Raw genomic sequence first — 18406 nt, 5'->3', positions numbered from 1 at the left:
GGAGACGACGCCGACGATGTCGATCGGCAGCGCGCCGATCTTCCAGCGGTAGAGCAGGTCGTTCAGGCAATGGCCGAAGCGCGACACCATGAGCATCACCTTCATGCGCTCGTCGCTGTCGTTGAAGCGGTAGGTCATCGCGAATTTCTTGCCGACGGCGGCAAAGCCGGACTTGATCTCCTCCTCCGACACGCCTTCCTGCGAGAGGAAGGTGAGGCGCATGAAGAACAGGCCCGTCACCAGGTCGTCGAACTGCGAACTGTCGGAGATATAACACCCCTTCTCGGCGAGGTAGCCGGTGATCGCGGCGACGATGCCGCGGGTCGATTGGCAGGATACGGTCAGCACATGGCTCTTCATCGGTTCTTTTCTCTTGGATGTGGCGCCGTCGCGCCTCAGACCGGGCGTGCCGAACGCGCCAGTGCCTTGAAGGCCATTTCGCGTGTCAGCATGCCCGTCGCCGCGCCGCCCTCCGTGACGAGGATGGCGTCCTGCGCGGCGAGCAGCGGGAAGCACTGGCCGATGGCGGCACCGGCATCGACGGACGCCACCGCGATCGCCTCGCCCGTCGCTCCGCGCGCGAGAAGGCGGGGTGCGACACCATTGGTGACGACGACGCCCGGATGCTCCCGCAACAGCGCGGCCGAGCGTTCCGGGGTCGCCTCGGCGCTCGTCAGGACCGGAACCTTCGTGAAGGCCTCATGCGCATACATCGCCCGCGACAGGTCGACCTTGCGCACGAAGCGCTCGACATAATCGTCGGCCGGGCGGAACAGGATTTCTTCTCCCGTACCGACCTGGCGCAACTCGCCGTCCTTGAGGATGGCGATGCGGTCGCCGAGATGGAGCGCCTCGTCGAGATCGTGCGTGATGAAGATGATCGTCTTCTTCAGCCGCGCCTGGATGTCCTTCAGCTGCTCCTGCATGTCGCTCTTGATCAGCGGGTCGAGCGCACTGAAGGCCTCGTCCATCAGGAGCACGTCCGCCTTGGTCGCCAGCGCCCGGGCGAGGCCGACGCGCTGCTGCATGCCGCCCGAAAGCTGCCGCGGGAAGCGGTTCTCGAAGCCCTTCAGCCCGACGAGTTCCAGCTGTTCCATGCCGAGCGCCACCGCCTCGCGGCGGTTCACGCCCTGCAGGATCGGCCCGCAGATCGTGTTTTCCAGCACCGTCTGGTGCGGCAGCAGGCCGAAGCGCTGGAACACCATGGAAATGCCATTTCGACGGAAGGCGAGAAGCTCCTTCGCATTCATCTCCATGATGTTGCGGCCACCGACCAGAATGCGACCGGCGGTGGGCTCGATCAGCCGGTTGAAGTGGCGGATCAGGGTCGATTTTCCCGAACCCGACAGGCCCATGATGACGAAGGTCTCGCCGTTGCGGATCGAGAAGTCGATGTCCTTGAGACCGACGACACAGCCGGTCTTCTGCAAGACCTCGGTCTTTTGCGCCCCGGCGCGCAGCTCGGCGATCGCATCGTCCGGGCGGTCGCCAAAAATCTTGTAGACCTTGTCGACCTGGATTTTCACATCGGAAGCGGTCACGGCCTCACTCTCCGCTGGCAAGATGTTTCTGGGCGCGCCGTCCATAGGACTGGGCGATGCGGTCGAAGATCACGGCGAGGAAGACGATGGCGATGCCGGCGATGAGGCCGCGGCTGACTTCCAGCCTCTGGATGCCCTGCAACACCTGATAGCCGAGGCCGCCCGCACCGATCATCGAGGCGATGACCACCATGGAGAGCGCCATCATCGTCGTCTGGTTGATGCCGGCCATGATCGTCGGCAGGGCGAGCGGAATCTGCACCTTGAAGAGCTTTTGCCGCGGCGTCGCGCCGAAGGCGGTAATCGCCTCGACCACCTCGCCATCGACCTGGCGGATGCCGAGATCGGTGAGCCGGATGACCGGCGGAATGGCGAAGAACACGGTGGCGAGGATGGCCGGGATCTTGCCCGGGCCGAACAGCATGACGAAGGGGATGAGATAGACGAAGATCGGCAGCGTCTGCATGATGTCGAGCAGCGGCAGCGCCATCGAGCGCAGCCAGTCCGAGCGCGCCATCGCGATGCCGAGCGGAATGCCGACCACGACGGCCACCACCGTTGCGGCGAGCATGAGCGCGATCGTCGCCATGGCGTCGTTCCACAGGCCCAGCGCGCCGATGAAGACAAGCATGACCGCGGCACCGGCGGTCGCCTTCAGGCTGCGCGATGCGGAATAGGTCAGGGCGGCGATCGCGGCGATGGTGACGTACCAGGGCAGCCATTGCAGGAAAGTCTCCATGCCGCTGAGCAGCTTGAGCAGCGGCATCAGCAGTCGCTCGAACATGTCGCCATAGTTCGCCACGACCCAGCTGAAGCCATCGTCGATGGCAAAGCGGAGACCGCGGATGTCGATGAGCTCGGGGAAATTGTCTGCCACGGCACAAGCCTTTCAGAATACATCTCTTGCCGGCCACAACGCGGCGCGAACCATCGGCAAAGGAAGTTTGCAAGGGCAGCGCAACCGGGAGGATTGCGCCGGTCTCACAAGATGGGCCTCAGAGCGAGGCCTTGACCTTCTCGACGACATCGGCCGGCACCCACTTGGTCCAGATCGCTTCGTAGTTCTTGAAGAAGTACGTCGCGACCTCCTCCGGCGAGGCCTTGTTGTCGTCGCCCCAGGCCAGCACATCGCTGATCTCGGCGTTCGGCACCTGCATCTTCGACAGGAACTCGGCGACGGCAGGGGCCTTTTCCTTGAGGCTGGTCGTTGCGGCCACGGCGACTTCACCGATCGCCCAGCCTGTCAGTTCCGGCTTCTCGCACTTGGCATCGGTGAGGCAGGTGAACTTGGCCGCATCATAGGCCGGCATCTCGAGCACCTTCAGCTTGTATTTGCCGATCACCTCGGTCGGACCCCAGTACCAGCCGATGAAGGGCTTCTTGCGCGAGACCTGCCGGGCGATGGTTGCCTTCAGGTTGGCGCCGGAACCGGTTGGATAAATCTCGTAGGTCCCTTCGAGGCCGAGCGCCTTGACGAGGTTGTTGGTGATGATCTCGCAGCCCCAACCGGGCGGGCAGGCATAGAAGCGGCCCTTGCCGGCGTTCGATTCGTCCTCGAAGACCTTCCAATTGTCCTTGAGGTCGCTGACGGAGCGGATTTCCGGATGCGCTTCGGCGACATAATCCGGGATCCACCAGCCCTCCTGGCCGCCGCTCGCAAAGATATCGCCCGCCTTGTAGACGGTGCCCTTCGCCAGCATCTGGTCCCACGTCGATTTGACGGTGGAGACCCAGAGCTCCGGAGCGATATCCGGCTCGCCCTTGGCCAGCATGGAGGAGGCGGTCGGCACCGTGTCGCCGGGCACAATCTGGACATTGCAGCCGTAGCCTTCGGTAAGGATCGCCTTGGTGACATAGGCGAGCGTGCCGGCGGAAAGCCAGGTCATTTCGGCGACGGTGATGGGGTCGGTCGTGCCGCATTCCGCAGCCTGGGCGGCGTTGCCGCCGAGAACCATGCAGGACAGGCAGGCGCCCGCAAGAATGGATGTCTTGATCTTCATGTCCGTTCCCTTTGTTGTGGTTGTGGTGGTCTTGACAATTACGATGTCGAAAGCGGCCACTTTTATCAAACCGAAATAACTGATCCGGATTTCAGAAAAACTTTAGCGTTAAAGCGCCTCGATCCGCTCGATCAGCGCCGCATCGACAGGCACGCCGTCGCGCTCGGTGTGCTTGCGTGCCGCCCTCCGGCGGCCACCGGGAAGCCGCGCGCCGTCCTGCGTGGTGATGGCGCCGAGCAGGCTTGCGACCTGTTGAGAAAACCCTTCGGAGAAGGCTGAAGGGTCGAAGGCGATGAAACATTGGCCGGTTTTCGGCGGACCGCCCGCCGTGCCGGAAAACGGGCTGGCATCCTTGCTGAGCACCGCCCCAGACAGGCAGGAGGCGAGGATCTCGACGAGAAGCCCGGCACCGAAGCCCTTGTGCCCGCCTGCGGGCAGCATGGACCCTTTGAGCGCGGCGGCCGGATCCACCGTCGGCGCGCCCTCTGCATCAAGTGCCCAGCCGGGCTCGATGGGTCTGCCCTCGCGGGACCGCAGAAGGATTTCCGATTTCGCGACCACGCTCGCCGACTGGTCGAGCACGAGTGCTGCCCCGCCCCCGCCATCGGGAACGCCGAGCGCGAAGGGATTGGTGCCGATGACCGGGGCGCGGCCGCCCGGCGGCGCAATGGAGGCCGGCGCATGGGTGGTGCAGAGACCGAGCAGGCCGGCTTCGGCGATGCGCTCCGCGTGATGGCCGAGCACGCCGCAATTGTAGGAGTTGAACACCGTCATCACGGCGACGCCGTTTTCGCGCGCAGCGGTGATGAACTTCGCCCAGCCGGCATCGATTGCCGGATGGGCGAAGCCGGTTGCCGCATCGACGACGACCGCGCCGGGACGCGGGCGCGACACGGCCGGTTGCGCCATGCCATCGACCTTGCCAGCGCGCACATGCTCCGCATAGATCGGCACATAAAGCAGCCCGTGGCTGCGAATGCCGTCGCGCTCCGCCAGCATTGTCGAGCGGGCGACGGCGGCGGCATTGGGCTTGCTGGCGCCCGCGGCCACCAAGGCGCGCAGACACAGGTGCTCGATCGCGGCGAGCGTCATCATCCGGTCCGTCATAGAAACATCCTCAATCGTTGTCGGTGGTGCCAGCGCCGGCGCCCTGGGCGCGCGACAGGTCCGAGGCCGGCACGTAGGTCCTGGCTGCCAGAGCGAGCGCCGCGGCGTAGGCCCCGGCATCGGTCGCCGTTGGCCGCGGCGTTCCGGAGCAGGCGGGGGGCGCGGCATCGTCAGGCATAACGCGCAAGGTCTTCATGGTGGGCAACAGGCCGCCGACATCGCTCACCCGAGCGAGTGGGGCGACATCGCCATTTCCCTGCTGCACGGCGAGGTTCAGCCCCGTATCCATCGCCGCCGCGCCGGCAAGGCCGATCAGCAACAGGCCGTGTGCATGATCTGCGGGCAAGACCTGTGCGGTCTCGCCGCAGCACAGCGCATCGATGGCCGCTTGATCCCGGAGAACGGCCTGCCTGCCCTGTGCATCATCGCCAAGGGCATCGACGACGATCCTGATGGCATCGACGCCGCGCGCCGAGAGCCAGACGGCTGCGTGGCCGATTTCTTCCGCGACGCCATGGGGCAGGCCCGCGCCGCTGGCCGCCTTGCGGGCGAGCGATTGCACTTCGTTGTAGGAAAGAAGGATCGTCGTCATGGCAGCACCGGAAGCCAGCAATCGTCGGTTTCGCCGGCCGTGATCTCGCCGGCCGTCGGCGCACCCTGGAAAAGCGTGATGCGGGTCCAGCGATCCGAGCGCGGGTCGAACTTCGAGGCGCCGAAGAAGGCGAGCTTGCAGCGCAGCATGTCGATCGGCAGGCAGCGATCCGACAGCAGGTTGTCGCGGATTTCCGCATAGGGCGCAGCCGCCGTCGTCTGGATGCGGCGCACCACGTGACGATGCTGCGGGAAACGCGCGAGGAAAACGGCGACGGTCTGCCCGTCCGGCGCATCCGCAAGGTCGGCCTCAAGCCGCTGCACTTGCCGGGCGATATCGAGCGGCAGTTCCAGATCCGCGCCGGGCTCCGTGGCGCGACGACCGAGGCGGGGTTCCAGCTTCTCCTCCGAGACATACCAGAACTGGGCGGTTTCGGCCGGCGCGTCGAAGGCGATGGCCATGGCCCAGCCGTAGTGATCACGCAGGAGCCCGCGAAGGGCTGAGACCCGCATGCCCGGCTCAAACGCCCCTTCCCGCGCGGCCGCCATGCCGTCCGCAAGGTCGTCGTTCTCCGCGCCCGCCATTTCAATGATGAGAGCGGCCAGCAATTCCTGGAAATCGACGGACAGGGATTGCGACCGGTCCAGCAACGAGGCGACCGGGAACGAGGTGGCCAGCAGCCTTGCCGGATCGATCCAGCCTTCGGCTTGCGCCCATTCCCTGCGGAGAAGCAGGATACGCGCCATCAAGGCAGCGTCCTCGACCGACCATTGATCGAGATGCAGCGCCGCCTGCCGCCAGAGATCGGCGAGCCGGTTCAGCGCCGCCGCATCCAGATAGGGCTTCGCCCGAACCCGCGCCAAGGCGGTCTCGCGGGCGAGGACCCAGTTGTTCAAAAGCACCGGATGGTTCGCCAGGAACGGCGCCATGCCGAGGCCGGTGGAGTTGCCGACACCAATATGGCGGCGCAGGTCCGGCGCGAGCGGCACGAAGGTTTCCGAGGCTCTGCACCGGGCGACGTGCTCGACCAGATCGTGGGAGAATTCGCGGATCAGCCACACGGTCAGCATCTCCGCCTGGAAGGGGCCGTCGAGCCCCTCGCGCGCCGCCAGCACGAAACGATCGGCAATGCCGAACTTGCCGTTGCCGTAGACGGCGGTGGTGCGCAGCAGATAGCCGACTTCGCCGAGGCGCTGCCGATCCGGCTGTCGGCCGTGGGCGAGGCTGTCGGCGACATGCTCGAAGAAACGCACGGACTTGTTGGCGCGGCTCAGCACCAGATCGCGTGGGCCGAACCGCCCCGCCTCCTGCCGCGGCGCATTCGCCCGCAGCCGGTCGATCTCGGCTGCGTCGGGAATGCCGTCATAGAGCACGTAGCTCGTATCCCAGGCTTCCGCGATCACGCGGTCGGAGCGCTGGTCGTCGGGAAGCGGGCAGGAGAAGGCGACAAGGCTGTAATCATGCCCGCCGAGCGTGAGCGTGTAGACCGCATCGCCGAAACCCGCATCGTCCATGCTCCAGACCGAGCGGCGGACATTTGTGCCGCTTGCGGCAAGACGGCGGATCAGGCTGCGCAGGAAGCTGAGCCGCGTCGGGAAGGAGGCGCCCATCCGCCGCAGACGCATGACGACGTCCGGTGAACGCAGCGCCGGCACCGGTCCTGTCGTGAGGTCGAGCGCCCGGCTGGTCATGGCATCGGCCCGAAGGACGCGGTGTAGAACCGCAGCCAGTTGCCGCCCATGATGCCGCCGACCTCCTCTTCGGAGAAGCCGGCATTGCGCAAGCCGTGGCGCAGGTTGCCGAGATCCGCATTGCTGCCGAACCACGCCGGCTGCCGGGGAAAGCCCGCCGCTGCCGCCGATCCTTCGCCGTAATCCGTCGCCTTCGACCAGCGGCCGTTGCGCATCCAGGTCACCACGGAATCCGGCTGGTCCTGGCACAGATCGCTGCCGATGCCGACATGCTCGACGCCGTAGCGCGACGCCGTCTCCGCGACCATGGCGCAAAAGCTTTCCAGCGTGCAGTTCGACCCGTCCTTCAGGTGGTGCGGATAGAGCGACAGGCCGAGCATGCCGCCCGACTGCGCCAGCGCCTTCAGCACGGCGTCGGATTTGTTGCGCAGTGCGGGATGCCACCAGTGCGGATTGGCGTGGGTAATGGCGATCGGGCGCGTGGAAATCTCGATTGCCTCCAGCGTGGAGCGTTCGGCGGAATGGCTCATGTCGATGACCATGCCGACCCGGTTCATCTCGGCGATAGCCTGCCGGCCGAAACGGGTAATACCCGGATCTTCCCCCTCGTAGCAGCCGGTGGCAAGCAATGACTGGTTGTTGTAGGAGAGCTGCATGAAGCGCACGCCGAGCATGTGGCAGACCTCAATGAGGCCGATGTCATCCTCGATCGGCGACGGGTTCTGCAAGCCGAAAAAGATGGCCGTGCGCCCTTCCCGCATGGCGCGCTCGATATCGCTGCCGGAGCGGCCGGGGAAGATGAGATCCGGGTGACGCTCGAAATGGCGGTTCCAGGCGATGATGTTGGCCACCGTCTCGCGGAAATTTTCGTGATAGGCGATGGTGGCATGCACGGCATGCACGCCGCCGGCCCGCATCTCGGTGAAGACGCTCGGGCTCCAGTTGGCATATTGCAGGCAGTCTACGAGGGGGCTGGCGATCTCTGCGTCCATGGCCTTACTCCGGCTCCCCCGCCCGGATATAGGCGGTCTTGACCTGAGTGTAGAACTCGGCCGCCGAACGGCCCTGCTCGCGTGAACCGAAACTCGAATCCTTCCGCCCGCCGAAGGGTACATGATAGTCCGTCCCCGCCGTCGGCAGGTTGATGGTGACGCAGCCGGTTTCGACATGGCGCCGGAAATGCGTGGTGCGCGCAAGCGAGCGGCTGAAGATGCCGGCAACCAGGCCGAAGCGCGTATCGTTGACGATGGAAAGCCCCTCCTCATAGGAAGAGACCGTCTGCACCGCGGCGATGGGCGCGAACATTTCCTCGCGGTTGAAATCCATGGCGTTGGTGGTGCCGGTCAGCAGCGCCGGTGCCATATAGAAGCCGTCATGGGCAAGTTGGAGGCGTTCGCCCCCCACCGCAACTTCCGCGCCGGCAGCGCGGGCGCGGTCCACCCAGGCGAGGTTCGTCGCAAGCTGGCGTTCGCTCACCACCGGGCCGATCTGCGTGCCATCCGCGAGCGCATGCCCCACTTTCAACGCGGCGACGGCGGCAGCAAGCTTTTCGACGAAGACGTCGTGGACCTTCTCATGCACGACGAGCCGCGAGGAAGCCGTGCATTTCTGCCCCGTGCCGGAATAGCCGCCGCCAATAGAGGCCGCGACGGCAAGGTCGAGATCGGCGTCGTCCATGATGAGCAGCGCGTTCTTCGAGCCGAGTTCCAACTGGAACTTTGTGAGGTTTGCGGCGGCCGCGACTGCGACCTGGCAGCCGACCTCGTAGGAACCGGTGAAGGTGATGGCATCGACGCCGCGATGGCGGGCAAGCCCGTTGCCGATGACGGCGCCCGGCCCCATCAGCAGCTGGAATGCGCCATCCGGCAGGCCGGCGCGGTGGATGATGTCGGCGAGCGCGAAGGCGGACGCCGGTGTCTCGTTGGCCGGCTTCCAGATGACGGCGTTGCCGTAAGCGAGTGCCGGCGCGATCTTCCAGCTGGCGGTGGCGGTCGGGAAGTTCCATGGCGAGACGATGGCGACCAGCCCCATGGGCTCGCGGCGCATGTCGATCTCGATGCCCGGGCGCACGGAATCCGCGTTCTCGCCGAGCTGCCGCAGCACCTCGGCCGCGTAGTAGGTGAAGAACTGGCCGGCGCGAAACACCTCACCGCGGCCTTCCGCCAGCGGCTTGCCCTCTTCGCGCGACAGCAGTTCGCCAAGCTCGGCGGAACGGTCCATCAGCTCCATGCCGATGCGGTTGAGGATCGCCTGGCGCTGCTCGAGGCCCGTTGCCCGCCAGGCCGGCATCGCGGCGCGGCCGGCGGCGACGGCTTCATCGACGTCTGCTGCATCGGCCTGCGCATAGAGGCCGATCAGATCGGTGACGTCAGACGGATTGCGGTTCTCGTGGAAGCGCTCGCTCTGCCTCCATTTGCCGCCGATCAGGTTGGCGTAGCGTTCTGCCATGTGCGGTCTCCATTCTGTTGAGACGAAAATCCGCCAGCACAGCACTTCAATCAAGCGGATATTTCTGTTATCAATTTCAGAAGAATTGAAGTTGGTGCTATGATCAAGCTGGAAGCATTGCGGGTCTTCGTGACGGTGGCGGAGAGCGGGAACATCAAGGACGCGGCCGATGCCGTCGGCCGCACGGCCTCGGCCGTGTCGATGACACTGAAACAGCTGGAAGAAGAGATCGGCGGGCCGCTGTTCCAGACCGACCGCAAGAACAGCCTGACGGCGCTCGGCAACCTGATGCTCGATCTCGGCCGCGAACAGATCCGCAGCTTCGACAAGTCGGTCAGCATCATGCGCGCCTTCGCGCACAGCCGCATCGGCAGCCTGTCCATCGCCTCCGTGCCATCGGTGGCAATGAACGTGCTGCCGCCGATCCTGCAACGGTTTCTCGAAACCCGGCCGCAGGTGCAGGTGGAGCTTTTCGACATAGACACCGCGCAGGTACGGCGGATGGTGGAGAGCGGCGTCGCAGATATCGGCATCGCCGGCGAAAGCCGCACAGGCGGCGGGGTGGAATTCACGCCGCTCTTCTCCGACCGGTTCAAGTTGCTGTGCAAAGACGACCACGATCTTTGCCGCCTGGATCGGCCCGTCGAGTGGAGCGACCTCAAGGCTGCAACGCTGATCCGCAACGGCGCTTCCGACAGGATCGATGCGGAAGACTATAAGCAGATTTCGGCACTTTCGCTGATCACCGTCTACAACGTCACCTCGCTCGTCGCGATGGTGAAGGCGGGTCTCGGCCTCACCATTCTGCCTTCGCTAACCATGTATGGGGCCTATGAGGGCGTGGCGGCGCTGGACCTGGGCGATACTACGGCGAGCCGTCAGGTAGGGCTTGTCGAACGGCGCGATGTGCCGCCTTCTCCGGTCGCTGCCGCCTTCCGCGCCTTCGCCCTGAAGGAAATCCCGGTCCTGGTTTCCGAGCAGCTCGGCGGTTAGCGTCGCGCACCCGCCGGTGTCTGTCCATAGGCGGCCTTAAAGGCGCGGGAAAAATGGCCGGCGCTGGAAAAGCCAGTTGCATAGGCGATCTCGGCGATGGACAGCGGGCTCTGCTCCAGGAGCCGGCGACCATGCGCCAGACGGATCGCGCGGTAAGTATTGAGAAAACTTTCCCCGCGATGGGTTAGAAAAAGCCGGTCGAGATGCCGCGGGCTGATGCCGGCAAGTCTTGCCATTTCAGGACGGCCGAGCGGATTTTCGATCGACGCCTCCATCATCTCCAGCACCGTCAGCAGCGCCGGATGATGGGTGCCGTAACGCTCGGCCGCCGAGCCGCGCTGGGGATCGGCCGATTCGGCGACGGCGGTATGGAGATACCAGTCGCTGACACGACGGGCGAAATCCGCGCCCATGCGCTCGGCGATGACGGCATGCATCATGTCGAGCGGCGCTACGCCGCCGCCGCAGGTCACGCGCCCGCCATCGACAACGAAGCGCGCCGGGCGCGGCGAGAGATGCGGAAAGGTCTCGCGCAGCAGCGGCGCATGCTCCCAATGGATCGTGAAGTCGCAGGTTTCCAGCAGACCGGCGGCGGCCAGGATATACGCGCCGCTCGAAATGCCGCCAATGCGCACCCCGTCGCGGGCGAACTTTCGCAGGGGCGCATGCAGCGCGGCGCTGTCCCGCCAGTCGGCCGGGTTGCTGCCGGCGCAGACATGCAGCGTGTGGCAGGCGCCGCCGAGATCCGCGAGCCGGCCGCAGGCGATCTCCAGTCCAGCGGAACTGCGCACCGGCAGGCCGTCCGCCGAAAGCGGTACGATGTCGTAAAGCGGAGTGCCGGCAATGAGGGTTGCCGCGCGCAGCGGTTCGCTCGCCGAGGCATAGGACATCAGGGCGAAATTCGGCACGAGCACAAAGCCGATGCGCTGGAGGTTGCGGGTGTCTGGCAGGGGCATGGCCCAAATCTATCCGAATTTGTCCTTATCATGCAATATAGGCAGGCCCGCCGCTGCTACGAAAAGCAACCAGTTTCTTTTCGACGAGCGATGCCATGCGCTACTCAGCCTTCTCCCTCCTCTGGAACGGCCTTCGCGGCAACCGCGACTGGACGCCTGCCTGGCGTCAGCCTGAACCGAAGCCGCATTACGACGTGGTCATCGTCGGTGGCGGCGGACATGGGCTGGCGACCGCCTATTATCTCGCCAAGGAATTCGGCATCGCCAATGTGGCGGTGCTGGAAAAGAATTACATCGGCTCCGGCAATGTCGGCCGCAACACGACGATCATCCGCTCCAACTATCTGCTGCCCGCCAACAACCCGTTCTACGAGCTGTCGATGAAGCTCTGGGAAGGGCTGGAGCAGGATTTCAACTTCAACGCCATGGTCTCGCAGCGCGGCGTGCTTAATCTCTATCATTCCGACGCCCAACGCGACGCCTTCACGCGGCGCGGCAATGCCATGCGCCTGCACGGCGTCGATGCCGAGTTACTGGACCGGGAGGCGGTGCGCCGCATGGTGCCCTTCCTCGATTTCGACAATGCGCGCTTTCCCATCAAGGGCGGGCTGCTGCAGCGGCGCGGCGGCACCGTGCGCCACGATGCGGTGGCCTGGGGTTATGCGCGCGGCGCCGACAGCCGCGGCATCGACATCATCCAGGGCTGCGAAGTGACCGGCATCCGGCGTGAGAACGGCCGCGTTACCGGCGTCGAGACCAGCCGCGGCTTCATCGGCTGCGGCAAGCTGGCGCTGGCGGCGGCCGGAAATTCCTCCGAGGTCGCCCGCATGGCCGATCTCAAGCTGCCGCTGGAAAGCCACGTCCTGCAGGCCTTCGTGTCCGAGGGGCTGAAACCCTTCATCGACGGCGTCGTCACCTTTGGCGCGGGACATTTCTATGTGTCGCAATCCGACAAGGGCGGGCTCGTCTTCGGCGGCGACATCGACGGCTACAATTCCTACGCCCAGCGCGGCAACCTCGCGACCGTCGAGCATGTCGCAGAGGCCGGCAAGGCGATGATCCCGGCGCTCTCGCGGGTGCGGGTCCTGCGGGCGTGGGGCGGCATCATGGACATGTCGATGGACGGCTCGCCGATCATCGACCGCACCCACATCGACAATCTCTATCTCAATGCCGGCTGGTGCTACGGCGGCTTCAAGGCGACGCCCGCCTCCGGCTTCTGCTTCGCCCATCTTCTGGCGCGCGGCACGCCGCACGAGAAGGCGGCGGCCTTCCGCCTCGACCGTTTCCGCCGCGGCCATCTTCTCGACGAAAAGGGCCAGGGCGCCCAGCCCAACCTCCACTGACGAACCGATCGAGGACCTTCGACATGGCAAGCCTTGTGCCCTGCCCGCATTGCGGATCACGACCGAAAGAGGAATTCACCATCAAGGGCGCGGCGCTGGCGCGCCCCGCACCCGACGCCGACCCGGACAGTTGGTTCCACTACGTCTATCTCCGGGAGAACCCGCGTGGCGCCTATGAGGAATACTGGCACCACACTGCGGGCTGCCGCCGCTGGCTGGTCGTCTGCCGCGATACCGTAACCCATCAGGTCAACACCTCCCAGGATGCCGCCGCGAAAGGACAAGCCACATGACCTCCTATCGTTTGCCGCAGGGCGGCTTGATCGACCGCGGCCAACCCCTTTCCTTCACCTTCGACGGCAAGGCCATGCAGGGCGTCCAAGGCGACAGCCTCGCCTCAGCACTTCTCGCCAATGGCCGCCGTCTCGTCGGCCGCAGCTTCAAGTATCATCGCCCGCGCGGCATTCTGACATCAGGCGCGGCGGAGCCGAATGCTCTGATGACCATCGGCAGCAGCGGCCGCACGGAGCCCAACACCCGCGCGACCATGCAGGAGCTTTATGCCGGCCTCGAAGCCCGCAGCCAGAACCGCTGGCCGTCGCTCGCCTTCGATATCGGCGCGCTCAACAGCCTCGCCTCGCCGTTCCTCGGCGCCGGCTTCTACTACAAGACCTTCATGTGGCCCGCGCCGTTCTGGGAGAAGGTCTACGAGCCCTTCATCCGAAAAGCTGCCGGCCTAGGCCGGGCGACGCACGAGGCCGACCCGGACAGCTACGACAAGTGCTGGGCGCATTGCGATCTGCTGGTCGTCGGCAGCGGGCCGGCGGGCCTCGCCGCGGCGCTGACAGCCGGCCGCGCCGGCGCCAGGGTCATTGTCGCCGATGAACACGCCATGGCCGGCGGCTCATTGCTTTCGGAGACCGCAATCATCGGCGGAACGCCAGCATCCGCCTTCGCCGAGGCCTGCGCGACGGAGCTAAGATCGCTGCCCAATGTCACCCTTCTGACGCGCACCACCGTCTTCGGCTGGTATGACGGCAATGTCTTCGGTGCAGTCGAACGCGTGCAGAAGCATATCGCGACACCGTCGCCGTCCCGGCCGGTCGAGCGTCTCTGGCGCATCGTCGCCAAGGGCACAATCCTGGCAACCGGCGCGGAGGAGCGACCGCTTGTCTTCGGCGGAAACGACATTCCCGGCGTGATGATGGCCGGCGCCATGCGAACCTATCTCAACCGCTACGCCGTTGCCCCCGGCAGGACGACGGCGATCTTCACCGCCAACGATAGCGGCTACCAGCTGGCCGCCGACCTGGAGGCGCGCGGCGTCCGCGTTTCGGCCATCGTCGACCCGCGGGCGGCGGGCGGCGCGACCTATGCCGGCAAGGCACGTGTGCTGCGCGATGCCGTCGTCACGGACGCCCATGGCGGCAGGAGCCTCACCGCCATCGATATCCACAGCGGCAGCCGCACGGACCGGCTGAAGGTCGATGCGCTCGCCATGTCCGGCGGCTTCAGCCCGGTCATCCATCTTGCCTGCCACCGCGGCGGCAGGCCGGTCTGGTCGGATGAGAAGGCCGGCTTCCTGCCGCCGGCCAACCTCGGCGGCCTCACGCCCGCCGGTGCGGCCCGCGGCATCGACGGACTTGCGGCCTGCCTAGACGACGGCGCGCGGCGGGGGGCCAACCTGGTGGCCACGTTCGGTTTTACCGCAACGCCGGTCGCCTTCGGCACGGTCGAAGGCGATGTGCCTGTGTCGGCCCCCGCCAAAACTCTCTGGTCAATCCCCGGCGGCAAGGGAAAGGCTTTCGTCGATTATCAGAACGACGTACATCGCAAGGATCTCGACCTCGCGGTCAAGGAAGGCTACGGCCATGTCGAGCTTGCAAAGCGCTACACCACCGGCGGCATGGCGACCGACCAGGGCAAGCTCTCCAACGTCAACGCCATCGGACTTCTCGCCGAGGCGCGCGGCCTTTCGCCGGGCGCGGTGGGCACGACCACCTTCCGCCCGTTTTATACCCCAGTGTCCTTCGGTGCGCTCGCTGGCGCTCATCACGGGGAGCATTTCCAGCCCGTCCGCCGCTCTCCGCTTCATGGCTGGGCGGCCAGGCATGGCGCGGTCTTCGTTGAAACCGGCCTTTGGTATCGCTCCGCCTGGTTCCCCCGCACCGGCGAGAAAGATTGGCGCGAAAGCGTCGCCCGCGAAGTCGTCAACGTGCGCAGGAATGCCGGCCTCTGCGACGTGTCGATGCTCGGCAAGATCGAAATCTGCGGTCCCGGTGCAGCCGAATTCCTCAACCGCGTCTATTGCAACGCCTTCCTGAAGCTGCCGATCGGAAAGGCGCGATACGGCCTGATGCTGCGCGAGGACGGCATGATCTACGACGACGGCACGACGAGCCGGCTGGAGGAAAACCGCTTTCTCATGACGACGACCACCGCCTATGCGGCGGGCGTCATAAACCATCTGGAATTCTGCGCCCAGGCGCTCTGGCCGGACCTCGATGTGCGCCTTGCCTCCGTCACCGACCAATGGGCGCAGATGGCGATTGCCGGGCCGAAATCCCGCAAAATACTGCAGGCGATCATCGACGAGGATATCGGGGACGCAGCCTTCCCGTATCTGGCGGCGCACGAGGTTTCGCTTTTCGGGGCCGCCTTGCACGGCCGGCTGTTCCGCATCTCCTTCTCCGGCGAGCTCGCCTATGAGCTCGCCATACCCGCAGCCTATGGCGACAGCGTCGCGGAGGCGCTGATGGCGGCAGGTCGGACGGAAGGCCTCATGCCCTACGGCGTCGAGGCACTGAGCGTGCTGCGCATTGAAAAAGGCCATGTCACCCACAACGAGATTAACGGGACGGTGGTACCCGCCGATCTCGGTTTTGGTAAAATGGTCTCGTTGGCCAAGCCGGACTTCATCGGCAAAGCCATGCTGCAACGCGAAGGCCTTGCCGCACCCGACCGGCCGCGCCTCGTCGGCATCGTGCCGCTCGACCCTGCCGACACCTTTCGCACCGGCGCACATATCCTCGCCAAGAACGCGGCGGCGACGTTGGAGAACGACCAGGGCTATGTGACGTCCAGCGCCCATTCCCCGCATGTCGGCTCGACGATAGGCCTGGCGCTGGTCAAACGCGGGGACGAGCGGCACGGCGAGGAGGTCCTAGTCTGGAATGGCCTCAATGGCGAATTCACCTCCGCCCGGCTCTGCCCGCCCGTGTTCTTCGATCCCAGCAACGAGAAGCTCCATGCCTGATCTTCGCGCCCTGCCCGCCCTCGCCGATCGCACGCCTCTCGTCTCGCACGGCATCCGTCTCTCACCGCTTCCCGAGGGGACGGTGCTGCAGATGATTGTCGGCCCCGGCGCACCGGACCAGACGGCAAATGTCGAACGGCTCGCCAATGAATCTGGATTGGCGGCACGTCCCCTTTCACCCGGCCAGTGGCTGCTCATCGGCGATAAGCCTACGCGCCATGCCGATAGGAAGCAACTGCTTGCCGCACTCGAACCGCACGCAAGCGGTATAGATCACAGCCATGGCCGCGTGCGCATGCGGCTGGAGGGACCGATGGCCGTGAAGGTCCTGGCGAAGGGGACCGCCGTCGACTTTAATCAGCGTGCCTTTCCGCCCGGGAGATCCGTCGCGACCCTGATCGGCCATATCGCGGCCCACCTCACGCGCCATGACGTGGAGGATTTCGAGATTGCAGTCCTGCGTGGATTGGCGGAGGCATGCTGGATCGATCTCGCCGGTATGTGCGAAGAATTCGTATAGCGCGATGTTCTAGCCGAACTGTCATGCCTCGATAATCCCGCCCTTATAGCTGACCGTTGCACCGGCTCGAAGTGGTGACCCGAATACACCAAGGTGTTGATCCAACTTGAACCGTCGGCACGCCCTTCAAATTTCACAAGTGTTTGCCGACGGCACTTAGTCACGCAACACTGGAAGCCTGCATCGTGCACCTAGGAGATGAGTTTGCTGATATGTCGGCTGGACGTGAAGTGCTCAACAGTGAATTCATCCAGCACCGCCCTATCAAATTGGAACCCCCATCCCGCCCGATCGGTGAGAATCAGTTGCTCGTCTTTATAGACCTGGCGTGTTTCCGGCGTCACAAGAAGCTCGAAATTGTAAATGTCCTTCTCAGGCAGGAAATGTTCGACCTCTCCGCGGAGCGCGTTACGCGGATCCATTCGCTGACACCGCCGAGCACGCTAACATCTGGCTGCAGTATGTCTGCAGAACGCTGTTCGATCTACATGCGGAACTCGTGGCGTGTCTGGTGTATCTCGCCTGTCGCTACCGGGGTTTCCAGCCTATGGGCAAGTTCAGCATGCCCGGCATAGTCGTCGGGTGAAAGAGGCTCCTCGAACCACCAGAGGCCGTCGTCTCCCGCCGCCTTTTCGAAAACGCGTGCCGCGTGCAACGCCTCACTGAAGTCGCGGTAGGCATTGTTCGCATCGAGCGCGAGCCTGCCTCGACCATCCATAGCATCGATCGCCGCCCTCACACGGTCGGCGTCTTCCTTGATCGAGAGCCCACCCACTTTGATCTTGTGGTCCGAAAAGCCATGCTCGACGTTGAACCGTATTTCGCGATGGACAGCCTTGGCCCATTCCCCGTCATCCGGCCGATAACATCCGCCAGACGCATAGGCCGGTACCAGCCTCACTGCGCCGCCCAGCATGACGGCCAGCGGTAAAATCCTGCGTTTCGCCGCAAGATCCCATAGCGCCATGTCGACGGCGGAAATCGCGCGCAGCGCGATCCCCTGCCGGCCGGTCAGGAGTGTCTCCTGATACATGCGGTCCCAATGGGCATCGGCGCCGATCAGCACGGGCGAGAGGAGTTCGGCAACGATCTTTGCGGCAACCGCGCCGCCGCGCGTACACGACGAGGTAGTCGCGCTTGTCGAGAACCCGCTTGGCAATCCGCGTGGGCTTGGCTACAGTCGGCGAGAAGGACGGACCGGACAGGCCAGTTCGTCGGCAATGCGATGAAATCAGCGCCCGCCAAAGCCAGCGTCCGCGAGACCTCCGGAAAGCGAACCTCGTAGCATATCGCCACGCCGACCTTGCCCACCGCCGTCTCGAAGACCGAAACATCGACACCCTCGGCCTCGTCCACGAAGCGATCTGCGCCAAGGAACGGCAGGTGAGGCTTGCGGTGGATGCCGGTCACGCCGCTGAGCCCGATGATTGCCGCTACATTATAGAGCTTCGGCCCGACCCGCTCCAGAAAGCCGACAACGACCTCCATTGAATGCTTGGCGCAAAGCAGGCGCACCTGTTCCAGCTCAGGCCCATCCTGTTCGATGGCGCATGCATCGACCGACGTGATGTTGACGATGTGGCTGGTCGGGCCGGGCGTGTTCACGAGCTGGCGCAAGTCGCGCACCGCCGCCACCATCATGTGACGGGTGTTTCTTCACGCTGATGGCGTTTTCCAAATCCCAGTCCTCGTCAGGAATTTCGGGGATCGGTTTGCGCGGAGGCGTGCGAGCATGAAGAGGTCCTCCGATAGGAGCCGAGGGATAGCAGGTATCCCCGACAGGCAGCGGCGCTATATTTTATGGAATATTTCGCTTTTCGCCGATGATACTCGGGCAAATTTTCGCGAAAACGCCTGATAGCCTAGGCTCAGGACCTATTAATTTGGTTTGAGCTGTGATTCACGGTTTCTGGAAGGAGACCGTGATGAGTGATTTGTTTCTGCTGAGCGAGAGCC

At 64.8% G+C, this 18406-nt stretch carries 17 protein-coding genes and 1 pseudogene; 5 read left to right on the top strand and 13 right to left on the bottom strand.

Features of this window, described 5'->3' with window-relative positions:
* From purU to J2Y63_RS34405, 9 genes and pseudogenes are all read right to left on the bottom strand, one after another.
* Positions 1-360: pseudogene (gene purU, locus J2Y63_RS34445) on the bottom strand (formyltetrahydrofolate deformylase); the annotation flags it as partial.
* A 35-nt stretch (positions 361-395) separates the two neighbouring features.
* Positions 396-1541 carry a quaternary amine ABC transporter ATP-binding protein gene (locus J2Y63_RS34440; protein ID WP_435269694.1) on the bottom strand — a complete coding sequence of 382 codons (1146 nt, stop codon included), beginning with the start codon at positions 1539-1541 and terminating at the stop codon, positions 396-398.
* Between the two features lie 4 nt (positions 1542-1545).
* Positions 1546-2418, bottom strand: coding sequence for an ABC transporter permease (locus tag J2Y63_RS34435; protein WP_435269693.1), 873 nt, complete (start codon positions 2416-2418; stop codon positions 1546-1548).
* A 118-nt stretch (positions 2419-2536) separates the two neighbouring features.
* Entirely contained in the window at positions 2537-3541 is a 1005-nt protein-coding gene (locus J2Y63_RS34430) for a glycine betaine ABC transporter substrate-binding protein (protein WP_435269692.1), read from the bottom strand.
* Between the two features lie 108 nt (positions 3542-3649).
* Positions 3650-4648 (bottom strand): Ldh family oxidoreductase, encoded by a 999-nt coding sequence (locus tag J2Y63_RS34425; protein WP_435269691.1) that lies wholly within the window; start codon positions 4646-4648, stop codon positions 3650-3652.
* Between the two features lie 10 nt (positions 4649-4658).
* Positions 4659-5240: a DUF3726 domain-containing protein gene (locus J2Y63_RS34420; RefSeq protein WP_435269690.1), complete on the bottom strand. Its 582-nt coding sequence runs from the start codon at positions 5238-5240 to the stop codon at positions 4659-4661.
* On the bottom strand, positions 5237-6931 hold the full coding sequence (locus J2Y63_RS34415; RefSeq protein WP_435269689.1) for a hypothetical protein: 1695 nt from the start codon (positions 6929-6931) through the stop codon (positions 5237-5239). The genes J2Y63_RS34420 and J2Y63_RS34415 overlap by 4 nt, the downstream gene beginning before the upstream one ends.
* Entirely contained in the window at positions 6928-7923 is a 996-nt protein-coding gene (locus tag J2Y63_RS34410; protein ID WP_435269688.1) for a membrane dipeptidase, read from the bottom strand. The genes J2Y63_RS34415 and J2Y63_RS34410 overlap by 4 nt, the downstream gene beginning before the upstream one ends.
* Positions 7924-7927: 4 nt before the next feature.
* The gene (locus tag J2Y63_RS34405) at positions 7928-9379 is read right to left on the bottom strand and encodes an aldehyde dehydrogenase family protein (protein ID WP_435269687.1); all 1452 of its coding nucleotides are present in this window, start codon (positions 9377-9379) and stop codon (positions 7928-7930) included.
* 99 nt (positions 9380-9478) lie between these two features.
* Here J2Y63_RS34405 and J2Y63_RS34400 point away from each other — a divergent pair, with 99 nt between their 5' ends.
* The gene (locus J2Y63_RS34400) at positions 9479-10372 is read left to right on the top strand and encodes a LysR family transcriptional regulator (RefSeq protein WP_435269686.1); all 894 of its coding nucleotides are present in this window, start codon (positions 9479-9481) and stop codon (positions 10370-10372) included.
* Here J2Y63_RS34400 and J2Y63_RS34395 read toward each other — a convergent pair.
* Positions 10369-11328, bottom strand: a complete 960-nt coding sequence (locus J2Y63_RS34395) for a GlxA family transcriptional regulator (protein WP_435269685.1) — start codon at positions 11326-11328, stop codon at positions 10369-10371. The two genes, J2Y63_RS34400 and J2Y63_RS34395, sit on opposite strands and share 4 nt — an antisense overlap.
* A 95-nt stretch (positions 11329-11423) precedes the next feature.
* Between J2Y63_RS34395 and J2Y63_RS34390 the strand changes: the two genes are divergently transcribed.
* Genes J2Y63_RS34390 through J2Y63_RS34375 form a run of 4 tightly spaced genes read left to right on the top strand, consistent with a single transcriptional unit; the run spans position 11424 to position 16450 of the window.
* Positions 11424-12674, top strand: a complete 1251-nt coding sequence (locus tag J2Y63_RS34390) for a sarcosine oxidase subunit beta family protein (protein WP_435269684.1) — start codon at positions 11424-11426, stop codon at positions 12672-12674.
* A 23-nt stretch (positions 12675-12697) separates the two neighbouring features.
* Positions 12698-12967, top strand: a complete 270-nt coding sequence (locus tag J2Y63_RS34385) for a sarcosine oxidase subunit delta (RefSeq protein WP_435269683.1) — start codon at positions 12698-12700, stop codon at positions 12965-12967.
* On the top strand, positions 12964-15930 hold the full coding sequence (locus tag J2Y63_RS34380; protein ID WP_435269682.1) for a sarcosine oxidase subunit alpha family protein: 2967 nt from the start codon (positions 12964-12966) through the stop codon (positions 15928-15930). The genes J2Y63_RS34385 and J2Y63_RS34380 overlap by 4 nt, the downstream gene beginning before the upstream one ends.
* Complete coding sequence (locus J2Y63_RS34375; protein WP_435269681.1) at positions 15923-16450, top strand: sarcosine oxidase subunit gamma family protein; 528 nt, start codon at positions 15923-15925, stop codon at positions 16448-16450. Before J2Y63_RS34380 ends, J2Y63_RS34375 begins: the two co-directional genes overlap by 8 nt.
* A 191-nt stretch (positions 16451-16641) precedes the next feature.
* Here J2Y63_RS34375 and J2Y63_RS34370 read toward each other — a convergent pair whose 3' ends face one another.
* From J2Y63_RS34370 to J2Y63_RS34360, 3 genes are all read right to left on the bottom strand, one after another.
* The gene (locus J2Y63_RS34370) at positions 16642-16872 is read right to left on the bottom strand and encodes a hypothetical protein (protein ID WP_435269680.1); all 231 of its coding nucleotides are present in this window, start codon (positions 16870-16872) and stop codon (positions 16642-16644) included.
* A gap of 62 nt (positions 16873-16934) precedes the next feature.
* Entirely contained in the window at positions 16935-17516 is a 582-nt protein-coding gene (locus J2Y63_RS34365; RefSeq protein WP_435269679.1) for an enolase C-terminal domain-like protein, read from the bottom strand.
* On the bottom strand, positions 17510-18091 hold the full coding sequence (locus J2Y63_RS34360) for a carbon-nitrogen hydrolase family protein (RefSeq protein ID WP_435269678.1): 582 nt from the start codon (positions 18089-18091) through the stop codon (positions 17510-17512). The genes J2Y63_RS34365 and J2Y63_RS34360 overlap by 7 nt, the downstream gene beginning before the upstream one ends.
* Positions 18092-18406: the final 315 nt, after the last annotated feature.

The organism is Shinella sp. BE166, assembly GCF_051201095.1.
GTDB classification, from domain to species: Bacteria; Pseudomonadota; Alphaproteobacteria; order Rhizobiales; family Rhizobiaceae; genus Shinella; species Shinella lacus.
The sequence above is the reverse complement of the archived record's forward strand: the minus strand, read 5'-3'. Positions and strand labels throughout refer to the sequence as shown.